This window comes from Saccharothrix longispora (assembly GCF_030852425.1).
Taxonomy (GTDB): domain Bacteria; phylum Actinomycetota; class Actinomycetes; order Mycobacteriales; family Pseudonocardiaceae; genus Actinosynnema; species Actinosynnema longispora.
In genome coordinates this window covers 483,427-500,960 of record NZ_NSDM01000003.1, presented here as the reverse complement: position 1 = coordinate 500,960, position 17,534 = coordinate 483,427, and the positions used below count along the sequence as shown (strand labels likewise).

Genomic DNA, 17,534 nt, shown 5'->3' with positions numbered 1-17,534 from the left:
GGGGCCCCTGCGTGTCGGGAGCGGTCCGCCGGTCCTGCGCGGTCCGTCAGGCGACGCTGACCGACTCGAACTTCACTTCCTTGTTCGGCTTGCCGCCACCGGGCGACGGGTCGAACGAACCGTCGTGGCCCGCGCGGGCGACCTCGTCGACCAGCTTCAGGCCCGCCTCGTCGATGCTGCCGAAGACCGAGTAGTCGGGCGAGAGCTGCGCGTCGCCGTAGACGATGAAGAACTGGCTGCCGTTCGTGCCCTTCTGGGTCGCCTCGTCCGTGCCGGCGTTCGCCATCGCCAGGTAGCCGCGGCCGTAGGTCAGCTCGGGCCACGTCTCGTTGTCGAACGCGTAGCCGGGGCCGCCGGAGCCGGTGCCCGTCGGGTCGCCGCACTGGAGCATCTGGAGGCCCTGGGTGCCGATGCGGTGGCACGTGCTGCCGTCGTAGTAGCCCTGCTTGGCCAGGTTGACGAAGCTGTTCACGGCGCACGGCGCGAGCGCGCGGTCCAGCGTGAGGTTCAGGTCGCCGATGTTCGACTTGATGGTGGCCTGCACGGTGCCGGAGGCGGCGATGCCGGTGCCCTCGGGGGCCTTCGTGCCCTCCTTCGAGGCGGGCTCCGTCGACGGCCGGTACTCGCAGCTCGCGGGGTCCGCGAGGGGGGTGGGCCGGGTCGGGAGCGCCTTGACCTCGGTGGGGATGGTGATGGGGGCGGGCGCGTCGGAGCTGGCCGCGGCCGCGTCGTCGCCGCCGCCGCCGAAGTCGGCCGTGGCGAGGAAGTAGACACCGCCCGCTACCACGACGACCGCCACGACGGTACCCACGACGGCGAACACCCGGCGCCGCTTCGCGCGCTCCGCCCGGCGGACGAGCTGGCGTTCCAGCTTCCGCTTGGCCTGCTCGCGGCGCTGCACGTTGGTCGGCACCTCGCACCCTCCCTGGTCTCTGCGTCGACGGCGACGATCGGTGAGCAGTCTAGGGGGCACGCATATAGCCGGCGTGTGGCGGATAGGCTGGTGGCGGGGTCCGCAGTGATCCGTTGTCGATCCGTTGCCGTCGAGAGGTGCTCCCGTGCTCGTGATCGGGTTCCCGACCGGGGCCCTCCAGGCCAACTGCTTCCTGCTGGCCACGGGTGCGGGCGGGCCGTGCGTGGTCGTCGACCCCGGCCAGGAGGCCGAGGAGCCCATCGCCGACGCGCTGCGCGAGCACCGGCTGTCGCCCGTCGCCGTGCTGCTCACCCACGGGCACTTCGACCACTCGTTCTCCGTGGCGCCCGTCTGCGACGGCAACGACGTGCCCGCCTGGGTGCACCCCCGCGACCGCGAGATGCTGTCGGACCCGCTCAAGGGCGTCAGCGCCGAGTCGCGGGCGTTCTTCGGCGGGAACCTGGAGATGCGCGAGCCGCGCGAGGTGCGCGAGCTGACCGACGGGGCGGAGCTGGACCTGGCCGGCCTGAAGCTCACCGTCGACCACACACCGGGCCATACCGGCGGGTCGGTGATGTTCCGCGCCGGCACCGGGGAGGGCGGACGGCTCGTGCTGTCCGGCGACACCCTCTTCGCCGGCTCCATCGGACGCACCGACCTGCCGGGCGGGGACCACCGCGAGATGCTGACGTCGTTGCGCACGAAGGTGCTGACGCTGGCGGACGACACGGTGGTGCTGCCCGGCCACGGGCCCACGACGACCATCGGCCGCGAGCGCGCGAGCAACCCGTTCCTGCTGGGACTGGGTTCCCCCGACGCGCCGGCCGCACCGCACCGAGGACTGTAGGGACACCGTGACGAGCTCCCCCGCCACTCCTTCCCCCGCTACTCCCTTCTCCGCGCCCAAGGGCGTGCCCGACTACTTCCCGCCGGCCTCCGCGTCGTTCCTGGCGGTCCGCGACACGCTCGTCGACTCCGCCCGGCGCGCCGGCTACGGCTACGTCGAGCTGCCCGTCTTCGAGGACACCGCGCTGTTCGCGCGCGGCGTCGGCGAGTCGACCGACGTGGTCAGCAAGGAGATGTACACCTTCACCGACCGCGGCGGCCGGTCCATCACGCTGCGGCCCGAGGGCACGGCGGGCGTGATGCGCGCCGTCATCGAGCACGGCCTGGACCGCGGGCAGCTGCCCGTGAAGCTCGCCTACGCGGGCCAGTTCTTCCGCGCCGAGCAGCCGCAGGCGGGCCGCTACCGGCAGTTCCACCAGGTCGGGATCGAGGCGGTCGGCGTGGACGACCCGGCGCTGGACGCCGAGGTCATCGCGGTCGCCGACGCCGGGTTCCGCGCCCTGGGGCTCACCGGGTTCCGGCTGGAGCTGACCTCGCTGGGCGACTCGACGTGCCGCCCGCAGTACCGGGAGAAGCTCCAGGCGTTCCTGGCGGCGCTGCCCCTGGACGACGACACCCGCCGCCGCGCGGAGATCAACCCGCTGCGCGTGCTCGACGACAAGCGGCCCGAGGTGCGCGAGCTGGTCGCCGACGCGCCGCTGATGGTGGACAACCTGTCGGCCGGGTCGCTGGCCCACTACGAGGCAGTCAAGGGCTACCTGAACGCCCTGGGCGTCGAGTTCACCGAGAACCCGCGGATGGTGCGCGGCCTCGACTACTACACGAAGACGACGTTCGAGTTCGTGCACGACGGGCTGGGCGCGCAGTCCGGCATCGGCGGCGGCGGGCGCTACGACGGCCTGATGGAGCAGCTGGGCGGGCAGCCGCTGTCCGGCGTCGGCTTCGGCCTGGGCGTGGACCGCGCGCTGCTGGCGTGCCAGGTCGAGGGCGTGGTGCCGGGCGACCCGGCGCGCTGCGACGTGTACGGCGTGCCGCTGGGCGAGGTGGCGAAGTCCCGCCTGGTCGCCCTGTCCGCGCCGCTGCGCGAGGCGGGCGTGCGCTTCGACCTGGCGTACGGCGGCAAGGGGCTCAAGGGCGCGATGAAGGGCGCCGACCGCTCGGGCGCCCGGTTCGCCCTCGTGCTCGGCGAGCGCGACATCGAGGCCGGTGTCGTGCAGCTCAAGGAGTTGGCGACGGGCGACCAGCGCTCCGTGCCGCTGGCGGACGCGGTGATCTCGGTGGTGGAGGCGTTGGGCCGGTGAGCGAGAGCATCCCCCTCGACCTGCTGGACCCGAAGGCGGTGCGCAAGCGCGCCTGGACGGTCACGATCGGCGCGCTCGTCGTCGCCGCCGCGTTCGGCGGGTTGATGGGGCTGCTCGCGGGCCGCACCGCCGGCCTGGTCACGGCCGCGATCTTCTTCGTGCCGCTCGCGCTGCTGGCCGTGGCCGAGGCCCGGCGGCACGTGCGGCTGGACGGCACGGTGCTGTCGGTGCGGGCGTTCGGCACCCGCTCGGTGGACCTGCGCACCGCGGACCGGCTCGACCTGCTGGTCACCGACGTGCGCGGGGCGCGCACCGTGGGCCTCTTCGTGCGCGGCGGCGGCAAGGCCATCAACCTGGCCCTCGCCATCTACGCGGGGACGGGCGGCAAGGAGCAGGAGATCCTGCCGCTGCGCACGCTGGCGAACGTCCTCGCGGGCCGGGGCGACCCGCCGGGACTCGTCTTCTCCGAGCTGCTGGTCGCCCAGCTGCGCGCCGAGGCCCGCGGCCTCGCCTACGGGGACCGGCCGCTCTACAAGCTCGCCGCGCTCGCCCCGGGCGGCCGGCTGGCGCAGAAGCTCAACCCGGACGCCATCTCCCGGTTCGTGTCGACGCTGAGCGACTAGGAAGGCCCTCCCGCTCGCCTCGGCGCGAGCACCCGGACCGCGCTCAAGGCCGTGCGGCACCACATCGGCACGTCCGCCGCGGCTCACACGCCCAGCGCAACGGGTCGCGCCGGCGGACCGCCCGCGATCAGCGCGGCCAGCGGCGTGACGAGGTCGCGGGGCGAGAACAGGTCGGGGCCGCGGTGGTCGGCGATGTCGGCGAGCGCCCACCACCGCCACCCGTCGAGGTGCTCGGCGGCCAGTTCGGCGTCGCTCATCGCGCCGCGCGGGACGAACGCGGAGGCGCGGACGAGGAAGTAGTCGTTGACGACCCCGTCGTGGCCGGGCGCGCGGCCGGCGCCCCGGGCCTCCTGGCGCCACACGTGCGGCGGGTCGCCGGTGATCGCCAACCCGACCTCCTCGCGCAGCTCGCGCCGGAGGGCCCGCGCGGGCGTCTCACCGGGCTCGACCCCGCCGCCGGGAGCCGCCCACACGACGCCGTCGCCGGTCCTGTGGCGGCCGAGCAGGACGCGGTCGTCCGGGTCGAGCACGATCGCGCGGACCGAGTGGCGCAGGCGTGGTCGGGTCATCCGGGCACCGTAACCGGTCGTGCGGCCCGGCTCAGTCGTCCGGCAGGCCCCACGTGCCCTTGGGCGGGGACGGGGACTGGGTGGCCGTGGCGTCCGTCGTCGGCGGCAGGCCGCCGATGAAGCGGGTCAGCGAGGCGTCGTGCTCGACCCGACCCGGGAACGGGTCGCCGGCCGTGCGGCGGGTCAGGGCGGCGACCGGCAGCTCGGTGTGCGAGGCCACCAGGACGAAGTTGCCGAAGCGCCTGCCGCGGAACACGGTCGGTTCGGCCAGGACGCACACGTGCGGGAACACGGCGCGCACGGTGGCCGCCTGGGCGCGGGCGAAGGCGAGCGGGCCGCCGTCGCCGATGTTGGCCGCGTAGACGCCGCCCGCGCGCAGCGCCCGCGACGCCTGGCGCACGAACTCGACCGACGTGAGGTGCGCCGGGGTGCGCGCGCCGGCGAAGACGTCGGTGACGATCAGGTCGAAGGTGTCCTCGGGCGCCCGGACCAGCACGGCCCGCGCGTCGCCGGTGCGGATGCGGATGCGCCAGTTCCGGTCCAGCGGGAGGACGCCGCGCACCAGGTCGACCAGCGCCGCGTCGATCTCCACGACCTGCTGGGTGGAGCGGGGGCGGGTCGCGGCGATGTAGCGGGGGAGGGTGAGGGCCCCGCCGCCCAGGTGCACGGCCCGGATCGGGTCGCCCTCGGGGGCCACCAGGTCGGCGACGTGGCCGAGGCGGCGCAGGTACTCGAACTCCAGGTGCGTCGGGTCGTCCAGGTCGACGTGCGACTGCGGGGTGCCGTTGAGGCGCAGCACCCAGGCGCGGGGGACGTCCTGGTCGGGGACGAGTTCCGCGATGCCCGAGTCCACCTCCCTCGTGATGGTCGCATCGGTCTTCCGCAGTCGTCCCACACCGGACAACCTAGTCGCCGCCGTCCGGTTAGGGTGACGCCCGTGCAGATCGCCGCTGACGTCCTGACCGCGCTCGTCGCGGCAATCCACCTCTACATCGTGGTGCTGGAGATGTTCCTGTGGAACACCCCGCGCGGCCGCGCGGCGTTCGGGACCACGGAGGAGTTCGCCGCCGCCTCGAAGGTGCTGGCGGCCAACCAGGGCCTCTACAACGGGTTCCTCGCCGCCGGCCTGGTCTTCGCGATCGTGGCCGGCGGGTCGGTCGGCTTCGCGTTCGCCGTGTTCTTCCTGGTGTGCGTCATCGTCGCCGGGGTGTACGGCGCGGCGACGGTCAGTCGTCGAATCCTGTTCGTGCAGTCCGTGCCCGCCGCGGTCGCTCTGCTGGTCGTGCTGCTCGCTCGCTAGCGGTCACCCGGGCCGGCCGTCGCCAGGGGCCCTTCGCGGGGTCGTAGCCGGTGCGCAGGTCGCCCGTCACCCGCGCGCTCCAGGCCGCGGTCCCGGTGGGCCCGTCGTCCTCCGGGGCGTCCTGCGGCTCGTCCTCGGGTCCGTCCCCGGGGTCGGGCGTCGCGGCGGTGGCGGGCACCTCCTCGCGGCCCGCCACCCACGCGGCCAGGGCCGTGGTGATCGGGACGGCCGCCACCAGCCCGATGCTGCCCACCAGGGTCCGCACGACCTCCTGCGCCACCTCCTGCGCGGTCAGGATCTCGCCCAGGGTGCGGCCCGACAGCGAGAACGCCAGCAGCAGCGGCAGCGCCGCGCCCGCGTACGCCATGACCAGGGTGTTCACCACGGACGACAGGTGGTCGCGGCCGATCCGCGACCCCGCCGCGTACAGGTCGCGGAACCCCAGCGACGGGTTGGCCCGGCGCAGCTCCCACACCGCGCTGGTCTGCGTTACGGTGACGTCGTCCAGCACGCCCAGCGCGCCGATGACCGTCCCGGCCAGCAGCAGGCCGCGGGTGTCGATGCCGTGCCCCAGCACGGCCACCAGGTTCCCGGTCTCCTGGTCGATGCCGGTGAGCTTGCCGAACGCGGAGAACGCCACGCCGAGCAGGCAGATCAGCGCGAGGCTCACCAGCGTGCCCAGCACGGCGGTGGACGTGCGCGCGGACACCCCGTGCGTCAGGTACAGCACCACGAACATGATCAGCCCCGCGCCGACCACGGCCACGGTCAGCGGGTTCTCGCCGGCCAGGATCGCGGGCAGCACGAACACCACCAGCACCACGAAGCTCAACGCCAGCGCGCCCAGCGCGGCCAGCCCGCGCCAGCGCCCCAGCAGCAGCACGGCCGCCACGAACAGCACGGCCAGCAGCAGCAACGGCGTGCCCCGCTGGAAGTCGACGAGCTGGTAGGACGCGCTGTCGTCGGGATCACCGCCGCCGAACGACAGCACCACCCGGTCGCCGACCGCGAACTCCGGCGTCGTCGGCTGGTCGGGCACGGGCACCCGGACGTCGCGGCCGGCCGCCGCGCCGTCGGTCATCCGCACGGACACCAGCACGCACCCGGTCGCGCCGGCCTGACCGGTGTCCGGTCCGCACCCGCCGCCGACCACCGCGGTGACCTCGCCGAGCACCGGCACCTGCGTGATGCCGGCCTCCGCGCCGGTGCGCTGGTCGTGCCCGAACGGGTAGAGCAGGAACGTGCCCACGACGGTCGCCAGCACCAGCGGCAGCAGCAGGACCAGCAGCAACCGCCGCACCTGGTGGGACGCGGGGCCGGTGGGCCGCCCGTGGCCGTGGCCGTGCGCGGCGATCAGGTCCTTGGCTTGCACGGCTCACATACTGCCCGATCGCCCCGCGGTGTCCGTCATGCGGACAGTCCGGTGCGCGTTCCGGGTCGAGCGGCGCCCACCGGCGACCCCCGAGCCCGGAGGCGGGGTCACCCCAGCGGGTCGGTGAACCGGAAGTGCCGGGCGACCGCCTCCTCGCAGGCCCCGAGGGCCTGCCGCAGCCGCTGGTCCGGTGTTCCCGTGACCAACCGCCACGGCACGCCCCGCGCCGCCAGGCCCTCCCGGAACAGCCCGGTCATCCACGCGCGCAGGTGCTCGCCGTCCCGCCACCCGTCCTGCTCGAACGGCACGCCGACGTGGTCGGTCAGCAGGTACAGGGCGGGGCGGCGGGCGTCCGGCGCGATGTCGTCGCGGGCCGCGCCGAGGTAGCGGTGACCCCAGACCGTGGCCGCCCACGCGTCGTTGTCGCACACCACGACCGGCCCGGTGGAGGCGGCGCGGACCAGCTCCTCCTGCCTCTCGGCCACGTCCTGGAAGTCACCGACCGTCCACACCAGACGATCGGCGGACGCGGCCGGGTCGAACGCCCGCGCGGCGGCCAGCTTGTGCTCGGTGTGGAGTCGGCCGTACTCGGGTACCCAGGGCGCGTCGAGGTGCGCCGCGAGTTGTCGCGACAGCGTCGTCGTGCCGGTGCTCTCGGCTCCGAGCACCACGATCCGGGCGCACAGGCCCGCTCGGGTGGCGGGCGCCAGGTGCGCCCAGTTCGCCCGCGGGTCCGCCCGGATCGCGGTGCCGGACACCGGGTGCGCACCCCGGTCCGGGTCGACCGGCACGTGCCGGGCGCCGAGCCGCTCGGCCATCTCCCCGCCGTAGCGCTCGCTGGAGAACACCGCGTCCACGGCGGCCGACGCCGGGTCGCCGTCCAGGATCGCCCGGCGCGCGAGCACCGCCCGCGCGACGCCCATGTGCAGCTCCCACACCTCGTCGCTGTCGAAGTCCATCTCGTGGTCGTCGACGTCGCCGAGGACGACCAGGCCGGGTGTCCCGGCGTGCTCGGCGCGCAGCCACGCCACCCGGTCGGCGACCGGGATCGACTCGACGCGCGACGCCAGCACGGTCACCGTCGTGCGCGCGCTGCGCGCGGCGGCGGTGCGGACGAGGTGGTGGTGCCCCGCGTGCGGGGGGTAGAACTTGCCCAGCACCAGCGCGTGGTCGAAGTCCGTCACGCCGCGACCCGCTCGTCCTCGCGCAGCGCCTTCGTCCAGTTGCGCAGGCCCAGCACGCACAGGGCCATGAAGCCGACGTAGAGGATCGCGGTCAGCCACAGGTCCTTGTAGGCGTACAACGGGACGTAGACGACGTCCGCCGCGATCCACAGCCACCAGCACTCGACCTTCTTGCGGGTCTGTCCCCAGGTGGCGAGCAGGGAGAGCACGGTGGTGACCGAGTCCGCCCACGGCACGGTCGAGGGGGTGAACGAGGTGAGCACCCACACCAGCAGCAGGGTTCCCGCCGCGCCCGCCGCCGCGAGCCACCACCACTGGGCGCGCGTGGTCCGGCCGACCGGCAGGGCGGTGCGCTCCGCGCCACCGCGCAACCACGCCCACCAGCCGTAGAGCGCGAGTGCGATGTAGACGACCTGGAGACCGGAGTCCGCGTACAGGCCGCTGGTCGCGAACAGCACCAGGAAGGCCAGGTTGTTGAGGATGCCGATCGGCCAGTTGAGCGGGTTCTGGCGGGCGACCAGCCACACGCACAGCGCGCCCGTGACGAAGCCCGCCACCTCGCCCCAGCTCGTGGTGACGCCCGCGAAGGTGACGGCCGGGGTGGTGAACGGCCACAGGATCAGGTCCAGCGGGGACAAGGCGGCTCCATTTGACCATGATTCGAACGCGTGTTCGAATGGGGTTATGCGATGTGACGGGCAGGAGGACGGGGCGGACCGGCAGCAGGCTCCACCGGGGTCGCCGGGACTGGTCCGCAGCGTACGAACCCCCCACCCCGACGACGTCGCGTCCCACGAGGTGGGCGCCGGACCCGCCCGCGCCCACTGCCTGGCGGGCGACACGCCCGTGCTGCTGGCCGACGGGCGCACCGCGCCGATCGGCGAGCTGTCCGCGGGCGAGGAGGTGTTCGGCACGCGGGACGGCCGGTTCGTCGTCACGCGGGTGCGCGCGCACTGGAAGACCAGCAGGCCCGCGTACCGGGTGACGCTGGGCGACGGCACGCAGGTCGTGGCCGGCGGGGACCACCGGTTCCTCACCGACGAGGGCTGGAGGCACGTCACGCCCGGTCGGAGCGACGACGCCGACGAGCGCCCCTTCCTGGTGAAGGGCGCCCGCCTGGTCGGCACGGGCCGGTTCGCCGCGCCGCCCGCGCACGTGCGGGACTACCGCGACGGCTACCTGTGGGGAGTGGTGCGCGGCGGCCTGCCCGGCGACCCGGACGTGCTGGCGCGGGCCCGCGAGTTCTCGGCGGGCGACGTGCCGCGCGACCGCGACCTGGTCGAGTGGCCCACCGCGCCCGGCGACGGGTGGTCGAAGGGCTTCCTGGCCGGGCTGTTCGACTCGCGGGGCAGCTCGACCGGCGGCGAGCTGGTGGTGTCCAGTTCGGACAGCGCCGTGTTCGAGGCGGCCGCGCTCGCGCTGACCCGGCTGGCGGTGCCGCACGCGGTCGAGGTGCGCGGGCTGCGCGTCGTCGGAGGGCTGGCCGGGCGGCTGCGGTTCCTGCACCTGGTCGAACCGGCCATCAGGCGCGGCAACGCCGTGGAGGGCATGGCGGTGCCCGTGACGTCGCAGCTGGCCGTGGTGGCGGTGGAGTCGCTGGGCGTGACGCGGACGCTGTACGACATCACCACCGGCACCGGCGACTTCGTGGCCAACGGCCTGGTCAGCCACAACTGCCCTGCCCCGCCCGCGACCCCACCGGCGTCCCCGGCGTCCCCGGCGAGAGTCCAACCCTCGGGTCGCGAGAGTCCGACGCCCAGGACCTCTGAGTTCTTCACTCGCGAGTAAACAACTCCCGGCTCCTGGGCGTCGGACTCTCGCGGCCTGGAGGTTGGACTCCCGGGCTGGGCGGGTGGGGTCAGAGGGAGCGGGGGAAGCGCAGCACGCGGTCCGGGTCGTAGCGCCGCGCCACCGCGCGCAGCCGGGGCAGGTTGTGCCGGTACGCGGTCCGCGCCCAGTCCCGCTGGAGCGGGTCGAGGTAGTTGACGTACGTGCCGGTGCCGACGAGCGGTGCGAGGGCGCGTTGCACGTCGTCGACCTCGCGGGTGACCTCGGCGGGCGGGCGGTCGCCCACGGTGCCGAACACCTCGATCGACGTGACCGAGCCCCGGTGCGGGTAGGCCGTGCCGCGCGGCCCCACCCGGTCGATCGCGCCGCCGAGCGCGGCGACGATGAGCAGCGTGCCGCCCTTGCCGTCCAGGGTGCCCGCGACGGCGGCCGGGTCGGCCCACGGCCGGTCCGCGATCCGCGAGGACGCCCGGAAGGCGTTGCGGGGCGGGTGGCCGCCGGTCATGATCCCGATCGCGGTGGGGAGGTCGACCTCGGCGTCCTCCAGCGGCGGCCTGGCGCCGACCGCGTCGAGGAGGCGGGCGACCTCGGCCCGCAGCGCCGGCACGGGGCCGACCCGGCACCCGGTGAGGTCGACCGAGCCGTCCGGCAGCACCACGCAGGTGCTCGACAGCTCGTCCGGCACGGCGGTGCTCCACGGCTGCCACGCGCCGAGCACGTCGGTGGCGGACCCGGCGGGGAAGCGCACGCGGAACACCGTCAGCGCCGGCGGGGCGGGGACGGTGTCGAACTCGAACGACGTGACGACGCCGAAGTTCCCGCCGCCACCGCCGCGCAGCGCCCAGAACAGGTCGGGCTCGCTCGCCCCGGACGCGGTGAGCAGGCGGCCGTCCGGGGTGACGACCCGCGCCGACCGCAGCCGGTCGCACGTCAACCCGTACGCGCGGTCGAGCCAGCCGAGGCCGCCGCCCAGGGTGAGGCCCGCGATGCCGACCGACGGGCAGTTGCCCAGCGGCAGGCACCGGCCGGCCGCGCCGAGGGCGGCGTAGACGTCGCGCAGCCGGGCGCCCGCGCCGACGACGGCCGTGCCGTCCGGGCGCACCTCGACCCCGGACATCGGCGCGAGGTCCACCACGAGCCCTTCGTCGGGCGTGGAGTACGCGGCGTAGCCGTGACCACCGCCGCGCGCGGCCACCCGGAGGTGGGACCGCCGGGCCTCGTCCAGGCAGTGCCGCACGTCGTCCGGGCGCGCGCAGCGGGCGATCGCGGCGGGCCGGTGGTGGTCGAACAGGCTGTTGAACGGCAGGCGGGCCGTGTCGTAGCCGGCGTCGCCGGGCAGCAGCAGCCCGCCGGCGAGCCGGGCCCGTAATCGCGCCCACCGCGGCGGCGGCCCGCCGGTGCCGCCCGCCACCGCCCCGATCGCACCCGTCCCCGCCCACCGCAGCACTGCCCGTCGTGAGGTGACCACCATCGCATCCTGCCATCGTACGACGTACGGTACGTTGTACGACATGAGTGCCGTGCCGAGCAGTGGAGCGGGTTTCGCGCCGAGCGACGAGGACGTCGCGGGTGTGCTCGCGTGGTTCGAGGAGTGGGACGCCCTGGCGGTGGCCAAGGACGTGGAGGGCATGGCGGACAAGGCGCTGTTCCCGGTCAACGCGGTGACCGACGGATCGGCGCGGTCGTGGGACCGCGCGCGGTTCCTGACCGACATGGCCGCCTCGCTGGGGGAGGGGGACGTGCGGATGGAGTCGGTGCGCACGCCCCACTTCGTCAACGCCGACCTCGTGTTCGTCATCACCGACGCGACCATCACGGCGGGGGAGTTCTCGCAGGTCGTGCGGTACGGCGACCTGCTGGTCAAGGTCGACGGGAGGTGGCTGTTCCAGACGATGGTCCAGGGTGGCTGGTAGTCCCGGAGGGGCTTCCGCGCCACTAACAATCAGTCTTGACTGTTTGTTAGTGGCGCGGAACACTCTGCCGCATGGCCCCCGAGACCAGGCAGCGGCAGGCCGACCGCAGCCGGGAGACCCGGCGCAAGCTCATGGAGGCGACGGTCGCCTGCCTCGTCGAGCTGGGCTGGTCGGGCACGACGACGACGGTGGTGGCCGAGCGCGCGGGCGTCTCCCGCGGCGCCCAGCTGCACCACTTCCGCACCCGCGGCGAGCTGGTCGCCGCCGCGGTCGAGCACCTGGGCGCGGAGAGCGTCCTGCACCTCAAGGACCGCGCGCGCACCGTGCACGGCAGCGTCGTCGCGGTGGTCGAGCTGATCGCCGACTTCTACGCGAGCGACCTGTTCACCGCCGCCCTCGAACTGTGGGTCGCCGCCCGCACCGACCCCGACCTCAGGACGGTGGTCGTGCCGCTGGAGGCCCGCATCGGGCGCGAGACGCACCGGCTGGCCGTCGGGCTGCTGGACGCCGACGAGGCGAAGCCCGGCGTGCGCGAGGCCGTGCAGATCACCCTGGACCTGGTGCGCGGCCTGGCGCTCGCGAACCAGCTCACCGACGACGGGAACCGGCGCCGGCGGATCGTCCGGCACTGGGCGCGGATGCTGGAGGCGGCGTTGGAAGGGGACGGGCTGTGATCACCGGAGTGCTGGACGACCTGCGCGCGGAGAGCGGGGTGCTGGACGACCTGGTCGCGGACGCCGACTGGTCGCTGCCCACGCCCGCCGCCGGCTGGACGATCGCCCACCAGATCAGCCACCTGCGCTGGACGGACCGGATCGCCGCGCTCGCCGCGCGCGACCCGGGCGCGTTCGCCGAGGCGCTGGAGTCGGCCACGGGCGACCTGGTCGACGAGGGCGCGCGGGAACCCGTGACGCTCGACGAGTGGCGGGCGAGCCGCGAGGAGCTGGCCGCCGCGCTGCTCGCCGTGCCGCCGGGCGCCAAGGTGCCGTGGTTCGGGCCGCCGATGAGCCCGACGTCCATGGCCACCGCCCGGCTGATGGAGACGTGGGCGCACGGCCAGGACGTGGCCGACGCGCTCGGCGTGGTCCGCGAACCCACCCGGCGGCTCCGGCACGTCGCGCACATCGCGGTCCGGGCGTTCGGCTACGCCTTCCTGGTCAACGGCCTGCCCGTGCCGGACGAGCCGGTGCGCGTCGAGCTGACCGGACCGGGCGGCGAGCAGTGGGCGTGGGGCCCCGAGGAGGCCGCGGACCGGATCACCGGTCCCGCGCTGGACTTCTGCCTGCTCGCCACGCAGCGCCGCCACCGCGACGACCTCGCGGTCACCGCCACCGGTCCGACGGCGAGCGCGTGGCTGCCCATCGCGCAGGCGTTCGCCGGTCCGCCCGGACCGGGCCGGGAGCGGTCGTGATCCGCGTCGGCAACGCCTCCGGCTTCTACGGAGACCGGTTCTCCGCCGTGCGCGAGATGCTGCGCGGCGGCCGGCTCGACGTGCTGACCGGTGACTACCTGGCCGAGCTGACCATGCTGATCCTCGGCCGCGACCGCGCGAAGGACCCCGCGCTGGGCTACGCCCGCACGTTCCTGCGCCAGTTGGAGGACAACCTCGGCGAGGCGCTGGAGCGCGGCGTGAAGATCGTCTCCAACGCCGGCGGGCTGAACCCGGAGGGCCTGGCGGCGGCGATCGACGGGCTCGGGACCGGCGCGAAGGTCGCGTACGTGACCGGGGACGACGTGCGGTCCGACTTCCCCGACGCGCTGACCGCCAACGCCTACCTCGGCGCGTGGGGCATCGCCGAGGCGCTGAAGGCGGGTGCGGACGTCGTCGTCACCGGGCGCGTCACCGACGCCTCGCTGGTCGTCGGCCCCGCCGCCGCGCACTTCGGCTGGGACCGCGACGACTGGGACCGGCTGGCCGGCGCCACCGTCGCCGGGCACGTCCTGGAGTGCGGCGCCCAGGCCACCGGCGGCAACTACCCGTTCTTCACCGAGATCGACGCCACCCGGCCCGGGTTCCCCATCGCGGAGGTCGAGGCCGACGGGTCGGCGCTGATCACCAAGCACGACGGCACGGGCGGCGCGGTCACCGTCGACACGGTCACCGCCCAGCTGCTCTACGAGATCGGCGACCCCGCCTACCCCGGCCCGGACGTGGTCAGCCACTTCGACACGATCCGGCTCGACCCGCACGAGCGGGGCGTGCGGATCTCGGGCGTCCGGGGCTCGCCGCCGCCGGACACGCTCAAGGTGTGCCTCAACACCCTCGGCGGGTTCCGCAACTCCACCACGTTCGTGCTGACCGGCCTGGACGTCGAGGCCAAGGCGGACCTGGTGCGGCGGCAGCTGGAGGACGCGATCGGCGCGGACGGCCTGACGTGGGCGCTGGCGCGCACCGAGCACGTCGACGCCGACACCGAGGAGGCCGCGAGCGCGCTGCTGCACGTCACGGTCAAGACCGCGGACGCCAAGCGGGCCAAGGCGTTCTCCCGCGCGGGCGTCGAGCTGGCCCTGGCGTCCTACCCCGGGTTCCACGTCACCGCGCCGCCCGGCGACGGCACGCCGTTCGGCGTGTACCGGGCCGCGTACGTGCCGCGCGACGCCGTGCCGCACCGGGTCGTGCTGCCCGGCGGGGAGGTGGTCGAGGTATGAGCGCCCCCCGCAGGAGGGTCCCCCTGGGCTCGATCGCCGGCGCGCGGTCGGGCGACAAGGGCGGTGACGCCAACCTCGGCGTGTGGGCGCGCACCGACGCGCGGTACGAGTGGCTGCGCGCCGAGCTGACGGTGGCCCGGCTCAAGGAGCTGCTGCCCGAGGCGGGCGAGGTCGTCCGGTACGAGCTGCCGAACCTGCGCGCGCTGAACTTCGTGCTGCGCGGCCTGCTCGGCGACGGCGTCGCCTCCTCCACCCGGTTCGACCCGCAGGCCAAGGCGCTGGGCGAGTGGCTGCGCTCCCGGCACGTGGACGTCCCCGAGGAGCTGCTGTGAGCACGGGAGAGCTGTTCGACACGCCGGAGCGGCGGGACCTGCGCGCGACCGTGCGGCGGTTCACCGAGCGGGAGGTCGTGCCGCACCTGGACGAGTGGGAGCGCGCGGGCGGGCTGCCGCGTTCGCTGCACCGGGCGGCGGCGTCCATCGGGTTGCTGGGCGTCGGCTTCCCCGAGTCCGTCGGCGGCGCGGGCGACCTGCTCGACACCGTCGTGGTCACCGAGGAGCTGATCCAGGCGGGCGGCTCGTCCGGCCTGGTCGCCGGGCTGCTCACGCACGGCATCGCGGTGCCGCACATCGTGGACGCCGGCGACCCGGCGCAGGTCGACCGGTTCGCGCGGCCGGCCCTGGCGGGCGAGCTGATCGGGTCGCTGGCCATCACCGAACCCGGTGGCGGGTCGGACGTGGCCGCGCTGCGCACCACCGCGCGCCGTGACGGCGACCACTACGTCGTCAACGGCGCGAAGGCGTTCATCACCTCCGGGACGCGGGCGGACTTCGTGACCACGGCGGTGCGCACCGGCGGGCCGGGCTCCCGGGGCATCAGCCTGCTCGTGGTGGAGCGCGGCACGCCGGGTTTCGGCGTGGACCGGCGGCTGGAGAAGATGGGCTGGCACTGCTCCGACACCGCCGACCTGTCCTTCGTGGACGCCCGCGTGCCGGTGGCGAACCTCGTGGGCGGGGAGAACGCCGGGTTCGGGCTGGTCATGCGCCAGTTCCAGGCGGAGCGGATCTCGCTGGCCGTGCAGGCGTACGCGACGGCCCAGCGCGCGCTGGACCTCGCGGTGGCGCACGTCCGGCAGCGGGAGACCTTCGGCAAGCCGCTGATCGCGCGGCAGGTCGTGTCGCACCGGCTCGTGGAGATGGCGCAGCGCGTCGACCTCGCCCGCACCTACACCCGCGAGGTGGCGGTGCGGGCGGCGCGGGGCGAGGAGGTCGTGGCGCAGGTGTGCTTCGCGAAGAACGCGGCCGTCGAGGCTTGCTCGTTCGTGGTGGACGCCGCCGTCCAGCTGCACGGCGGCGTCGGCTACCTGCGCGACGCGGAGGTGGAGCGGCACTACCGGGACGCGCGCGTCCTCGGCATCGGGGGCGGCGCGACCGAGGTGATGACCGAGCTGGCGGCCAGGCGATTGGGGTACACGGCATGACGACGCTGCGCACGGCGGTGGACACCCGGTCGCCGGGCTACGCCGAGAACAGGGAGGCGTTGCTGGCCAAGCTGGCCGAGCTGGACGCCGAGCAGGCCAAGGCCCTCGCGGGCGGCGGGCCGAAGTACACCGAGCGGCACCACCGGCGCGGCAAGCTGCTGGCGCGCGAGCGCGTCGAGCTGCTCGTCGACCCCGACAGCCCGTTCCTGGAGCTGTCGCCGCTGGCCGCCTGGGGCACCGACTACCCGGTCGGCGCGAGCGTGGTGACGGGCATCGGCGTGGTCGAGGGCGTCGAGTGCGTGATCGTGGCCAACGACCCCACCGTGCGCGGCGGCGCGAGCAACCCGTGGACGCTGCGCAAGACGTTCCGCGCCAACGACATCGCGCTGCAGAACCGCCTGCCGCTGATCGGGCTGGTCGAGTCCGGCGGGGCGGACCTGCCCAGCCAGAGCGAGATCTTCATCCCCGGCGGGCGGGCGTTCCGCGACCTGACCCGGCTGTCGGCGGCGGGCATCCCGACGATCAGCGCGGTGTTCGGCAACGCCACGGCGGGCGGCGCGTACGTGCCGGGCACGTCCGACTACGTGATCATGGTCAAGGACCGCTCGAAGGTGTTCCTCGGCGGGCCGCCGCTGGTGAAGATGGCCACCGGCGAGGAGTCCGACGACGAGTCGCTGGGCGGCGCGCGGATGCACGGCACCACGTCCGGGCTGGCGGACTTCGTGGCCACCGACGAGGTCGACGCGATCCGGCTGACCCGGCGCGTGGTGGCCCGGTTGAACCGCCGCAAGCTCGGGCCCGCGCCGAAGCCCGCCGAGCCGCCGCTGTTCGACGAGGAGGAGCTGCTCGGGCTCGTGCCGACGGACCTGCGCGTGCCGTTCGACCCGCGCGAGGTGATCGCCCGGCTGGTGGACGGCTCGAGGTTCGACGAGTTCAAGCCCGACTACGGCGCCGCCCTCGTGACGGGGTGGGCGGACCTGCACGGCTACCCGATCGGGGTGCTGGCCAACGCGCGCGGCGTGCTGTTCAGCGAGGAGGCGCAGAAGGCGGCGCAGTTCATCCAGCTCGCCAACAGCGGCGACACACCGCTGCTGTTCCTCCAGAACACCACCGGTTACATGGTCGGCGCCCGGTACGAGCAGGGCGGCATCATCAAGCACGGCGCGATGATGATCAACGCCGTGTCGAACAGCCGCGTGCCGCACCTGACCGTGGTGATGGGCGCGTCCTACGGCGCGGGCAACTACGGCATGTGCGGCCGGGCCTACGACCCGAGGTTCCTGTTCACCTGGCCCAACGCCAAGTCGGCCGTGATGGGGCCCGCGCAGCTCGCGGGCGTGCTGTCGATCGTGGCGCGGCAGGCGGCGGCGGCGAAGGGGCAGGAGTACGCCGAGGAGCACGACGAGGCCATGCGGCGGATGGTCGAGGGGCAGATCGAGCAGCAGTCCCTGGCGGCGTTCCTGTCCGGCCGGCTCTACGACGACGGCGTGATCGACCCGCGCGACACCCGCACGGTGCTCGGGCTGTGCCTGTCGGCGATCCACAGTGGACCGATCAGGGGCGCCGAGGGCTACGGCGTCTTCCGGATGTGAGGAC

The 17,534-nt window shown here is 74.4% G+C and carries 17 protein-coding genes and 1 pseudogene; 11 read left to right on the top strand and 7 right to left on the bottom strand.

Annotation, left to right across the window (positions count from 1 at the left end; translation table 11 throughout):
* Positions 1–46: 46 nt before the first annotated feature.
* Positions 47–913, bottom strand: coding sequence for a peptidylprolyl isomerase (locus CKY47_RS10170; protein ID WP_306745438.1), 867 nt, complete (start codon positions 911–913; stop codon positions 47–49).
* A gap of 145 nt (positions 914–1,058) precedes the next feature.
* Here CKY47_RS10170 and CKY47_RS10165 point away from each other — a divergent pair, with 145 nt between their 5' ends.
* From CKY47_RS10165 to CKY47_RS10155, 3 genes are read left to right on the top strand one after another with little or no spacing between them, the layout of a single operon-like run.
* Positions 1,059–1,760: an MBL fold metallo-hydrolase gene (locus tag CKY47_RS10165; protein ID WP_306745437.1), complete on the top strand. Its 702-nt coding sequence runs from the start codon at positions 1,059–1,061 to the stop codon at positions 1,758–1,760.
* Positions 1,761–1,767: 7 nt separating this feature from the next.
* Positions 1,768–3,060, top strand: coding sequence for a histidine--tRNA ligase (gene hisS / locus CKY47_RS10160; RefSeq protein WP_306745436.1), 1,293 nt, complete (start codon positions 1,768–1,770; stop codon positions 3,058–3,060).
* On the top strand, positions 3,057–3,683 hold the full coding sequence (locus CKY47_RS10155; RefSeq protein ID WP_306745435.1) for a hypothetical protein: 627 nt from the start codon (positions 3,057–3,059) through the stop codon (positions 3,681–3,683). Before hisS ends, CKY47_RS10155 begins: the two co-directional genes overlap by 4 nt.
* Before the next feature lie 83 nt (positions 3,684–3,766).
* Here CKY47_RS10155 and CKY47_RS10150 read toward each other — a convergent pair whose 3' ends face one another.
* Both CKY47_RS10150 and CKY47_RS10145 read right to left on the bottom strand, forming a co-directional pair.
* Positions 3,767–4,252 (bottom strand): NUDIX domain-containing protein, encoded by a 486-nt coding sequence (locus CKY47_RS10150; RefSeq protein ID WP_306745434.1) that lies wholly within the window; start codon positions 4,250–4,252, stop codon positions 3,767–3,769.
* Between the two features lie 31 nt (positions 4,253–4,283).
* Positions 4,284–5,147, bottom strand: a complete 864-nt coding sequence (locus tag CKY47_RS10145; RefSeq protein WP_306745433.1) for a spermidine synthase — start codon at positions 5,145–5,147, stop codon at positions 4,284–4,286.
* A 42-nt stretch (positions 5,148–5,189) separates the two neighbouring features.
* On the opposite strand from CKY47_RS10145, the gene CKY47_RS10140 reads away from it, so the two are divergent.
* Complete coding sequence (locus tag CKY47_RS10140; protein WP_306745432.1) at positions 5,190–5,552, top strand: DUF1304 domain-containing protein; 363 nt, start codon at positions 5,190–5,192, stop codon at positions 5,550–5,552.
* Here CKY47_RS10140 and CKY47_RS10135 read toward each other — a convergent pair.
* The 3 genes from CKY47_RS10135 to pnuC all read right to left on the bottom strand — a co-directional run bounded on the left by CKY47_RS10135 (position 5,479) and on the right by pnuC (position 8,746).
* The gene (locus CKY47_RS10135) at positions 5,479–6,924 is read right to left on the bottom strand and encodes a YibE/F family protein (protein ID WP_306745431.1); all 1,446 of its coding nucleotides are present in this window, start codon (positions 6,922–6,924) and stop codon (positions 5,479–5,481) included. The genes CKY47_RS10140 and CKY47_RS10135 overlap by 74 nt on opposite strands.
* A gap of 107 nt (positions 6,925–7,031) precedes the next feature.
* Positions 7,032–8,108 carry an AAA family ATPase gene (locus CKY47_RS10130; protein WP_306745430.1) on the bottom strand — a complete coding sequence of 359 codons (1,077 nt, stop codon included), beginning with the start codon at positions 8,106–8,108 and terminating at the stop codon, positions 7,032–7,034.
* Positions 8,105–8,746, bottom strand: a complete 642-nt coding sequence (gene pnuC / locus CKY47_RS10125; RefSeq protein ID WP_306745429.1) for a nicotinamide riboside transporter PnuC — start codon at positions 8,744–8,746, stop codon at positions 8,105–8,107. Before pnuC ends, CKY47_RS10130 begins: the two co-directional genes overlap by 4 nt.
* Positions 8,747–8,792: 46 nt before the next feature.
* On the opposite strand from pnuC, the gene CKY47_RS10120 reads away from it, so the two are divergent.
* Positions 8,793–9,896 (top strand): hypothetical protein, encoded by a 1,104-nt coding sequence (locus CKY47_RS10120; protein WP_306745428.1) that lies wholly within the window; start codon positions 8,793–8,795, stop codon positions 9,894–9,896.
* Between the two features lie 70 nt (positions 9,897–9,966).
* Here the strand turns inward: CKY47_RS10120 and CKY47_RS10115 are convergent, their stop codons facing one another.
* On the bottom strand, positions 9,967–11,364 hold the full coding sequence (locus CKY47_RS10115; protein ID WP_306745427.1) for an FAD-binding oxidoreductase: 1,398 nt from the start codon (positions 11,362–11,364) through the stop codon (positions 9,967–9,969).
* 43 nt (positions 11,365–11,407) lie between these two features.
* On the opposite strand from CKY47_RS10115, the gene CKY47_RS10110 reads away from it, so the two are divergent.
* The 6 genes and pseudogenes from CKY47_RS10110 (at position 11,408) to CKY47_RS10085 (ending at position 17,530) form a co-directional block, all read left to right on the top strand.
* A complete protein-coding gene (locus CKY47_RS10110; RefSeq protein ID WP_306745426.1) occupies positions 11,408–11,809 on the top strand; it encodes a nuclear transport factor 2 family protein in 402 nt (133 codons plus the stop codon).
* 71 nt (positions 11,810–11,880) lie between these two features.
* Entirely contained in the window at positions 11,881–12,483 is a 603-nt protein-coding gene (locus CKY47_RS10105; protein ID WP_306745425.1) for a TetR/AcrR family transcriptional regulator, read from the top strand.
* Complete coding sequence (locus CKY47_RS10100) at positions 12,480–13,220, top strand: TIGR03084 family metal-binding protein (protein WP_306745424.1); 741 nt, start codon at positions 12,480–12,482, stop codon at positions 13,218–13,220. Before CKY47_RS10105 ends, CKY47_RS10100 begins: the two co-directional genes overlap by 4 nt.
* Positions 13,217–14,790: pseudogene (locus tag CKY47_RS10095) on the top strand (acyclic terpene utilization AtuA family protein). The gene CKY47_RS10100 and the pseudogene CKY47_RS10095 overlap by 4 nt, the downstream one beginning before the upstream one ends.
* Entirely contained in the window at positions 14,787–15,938 is a 1,152-nt protein-coding gene (locus CKY47_RS10090; RefSeq protein ID WP_306745423.1) for an acyl-CoA dehydrogenase family protein, read from the top strand. Before CKY47_RS10095 ends, CKY47_RS10090 begins: the two are co-directional and overlap by 4 nt.
* Positions 15,935–17,530 (top strand): acyl-CoA carboxylase subunit beta, encoded by a 1,596-nt coding sequence (locus CKY47_RS10085; RefSeq protein WP_306745422.1) that lies wholly within the window; start codon positions 15,935–15,937, stop codon positions 17,528–17,530. The genes CKY47_RS10090 and CKY47_RS10085 overlap by 4 nt, the downstream gene beginning before the upstream one ends.
* Positions 17,531–17,534: the final 4 nt, after the last annotated feature.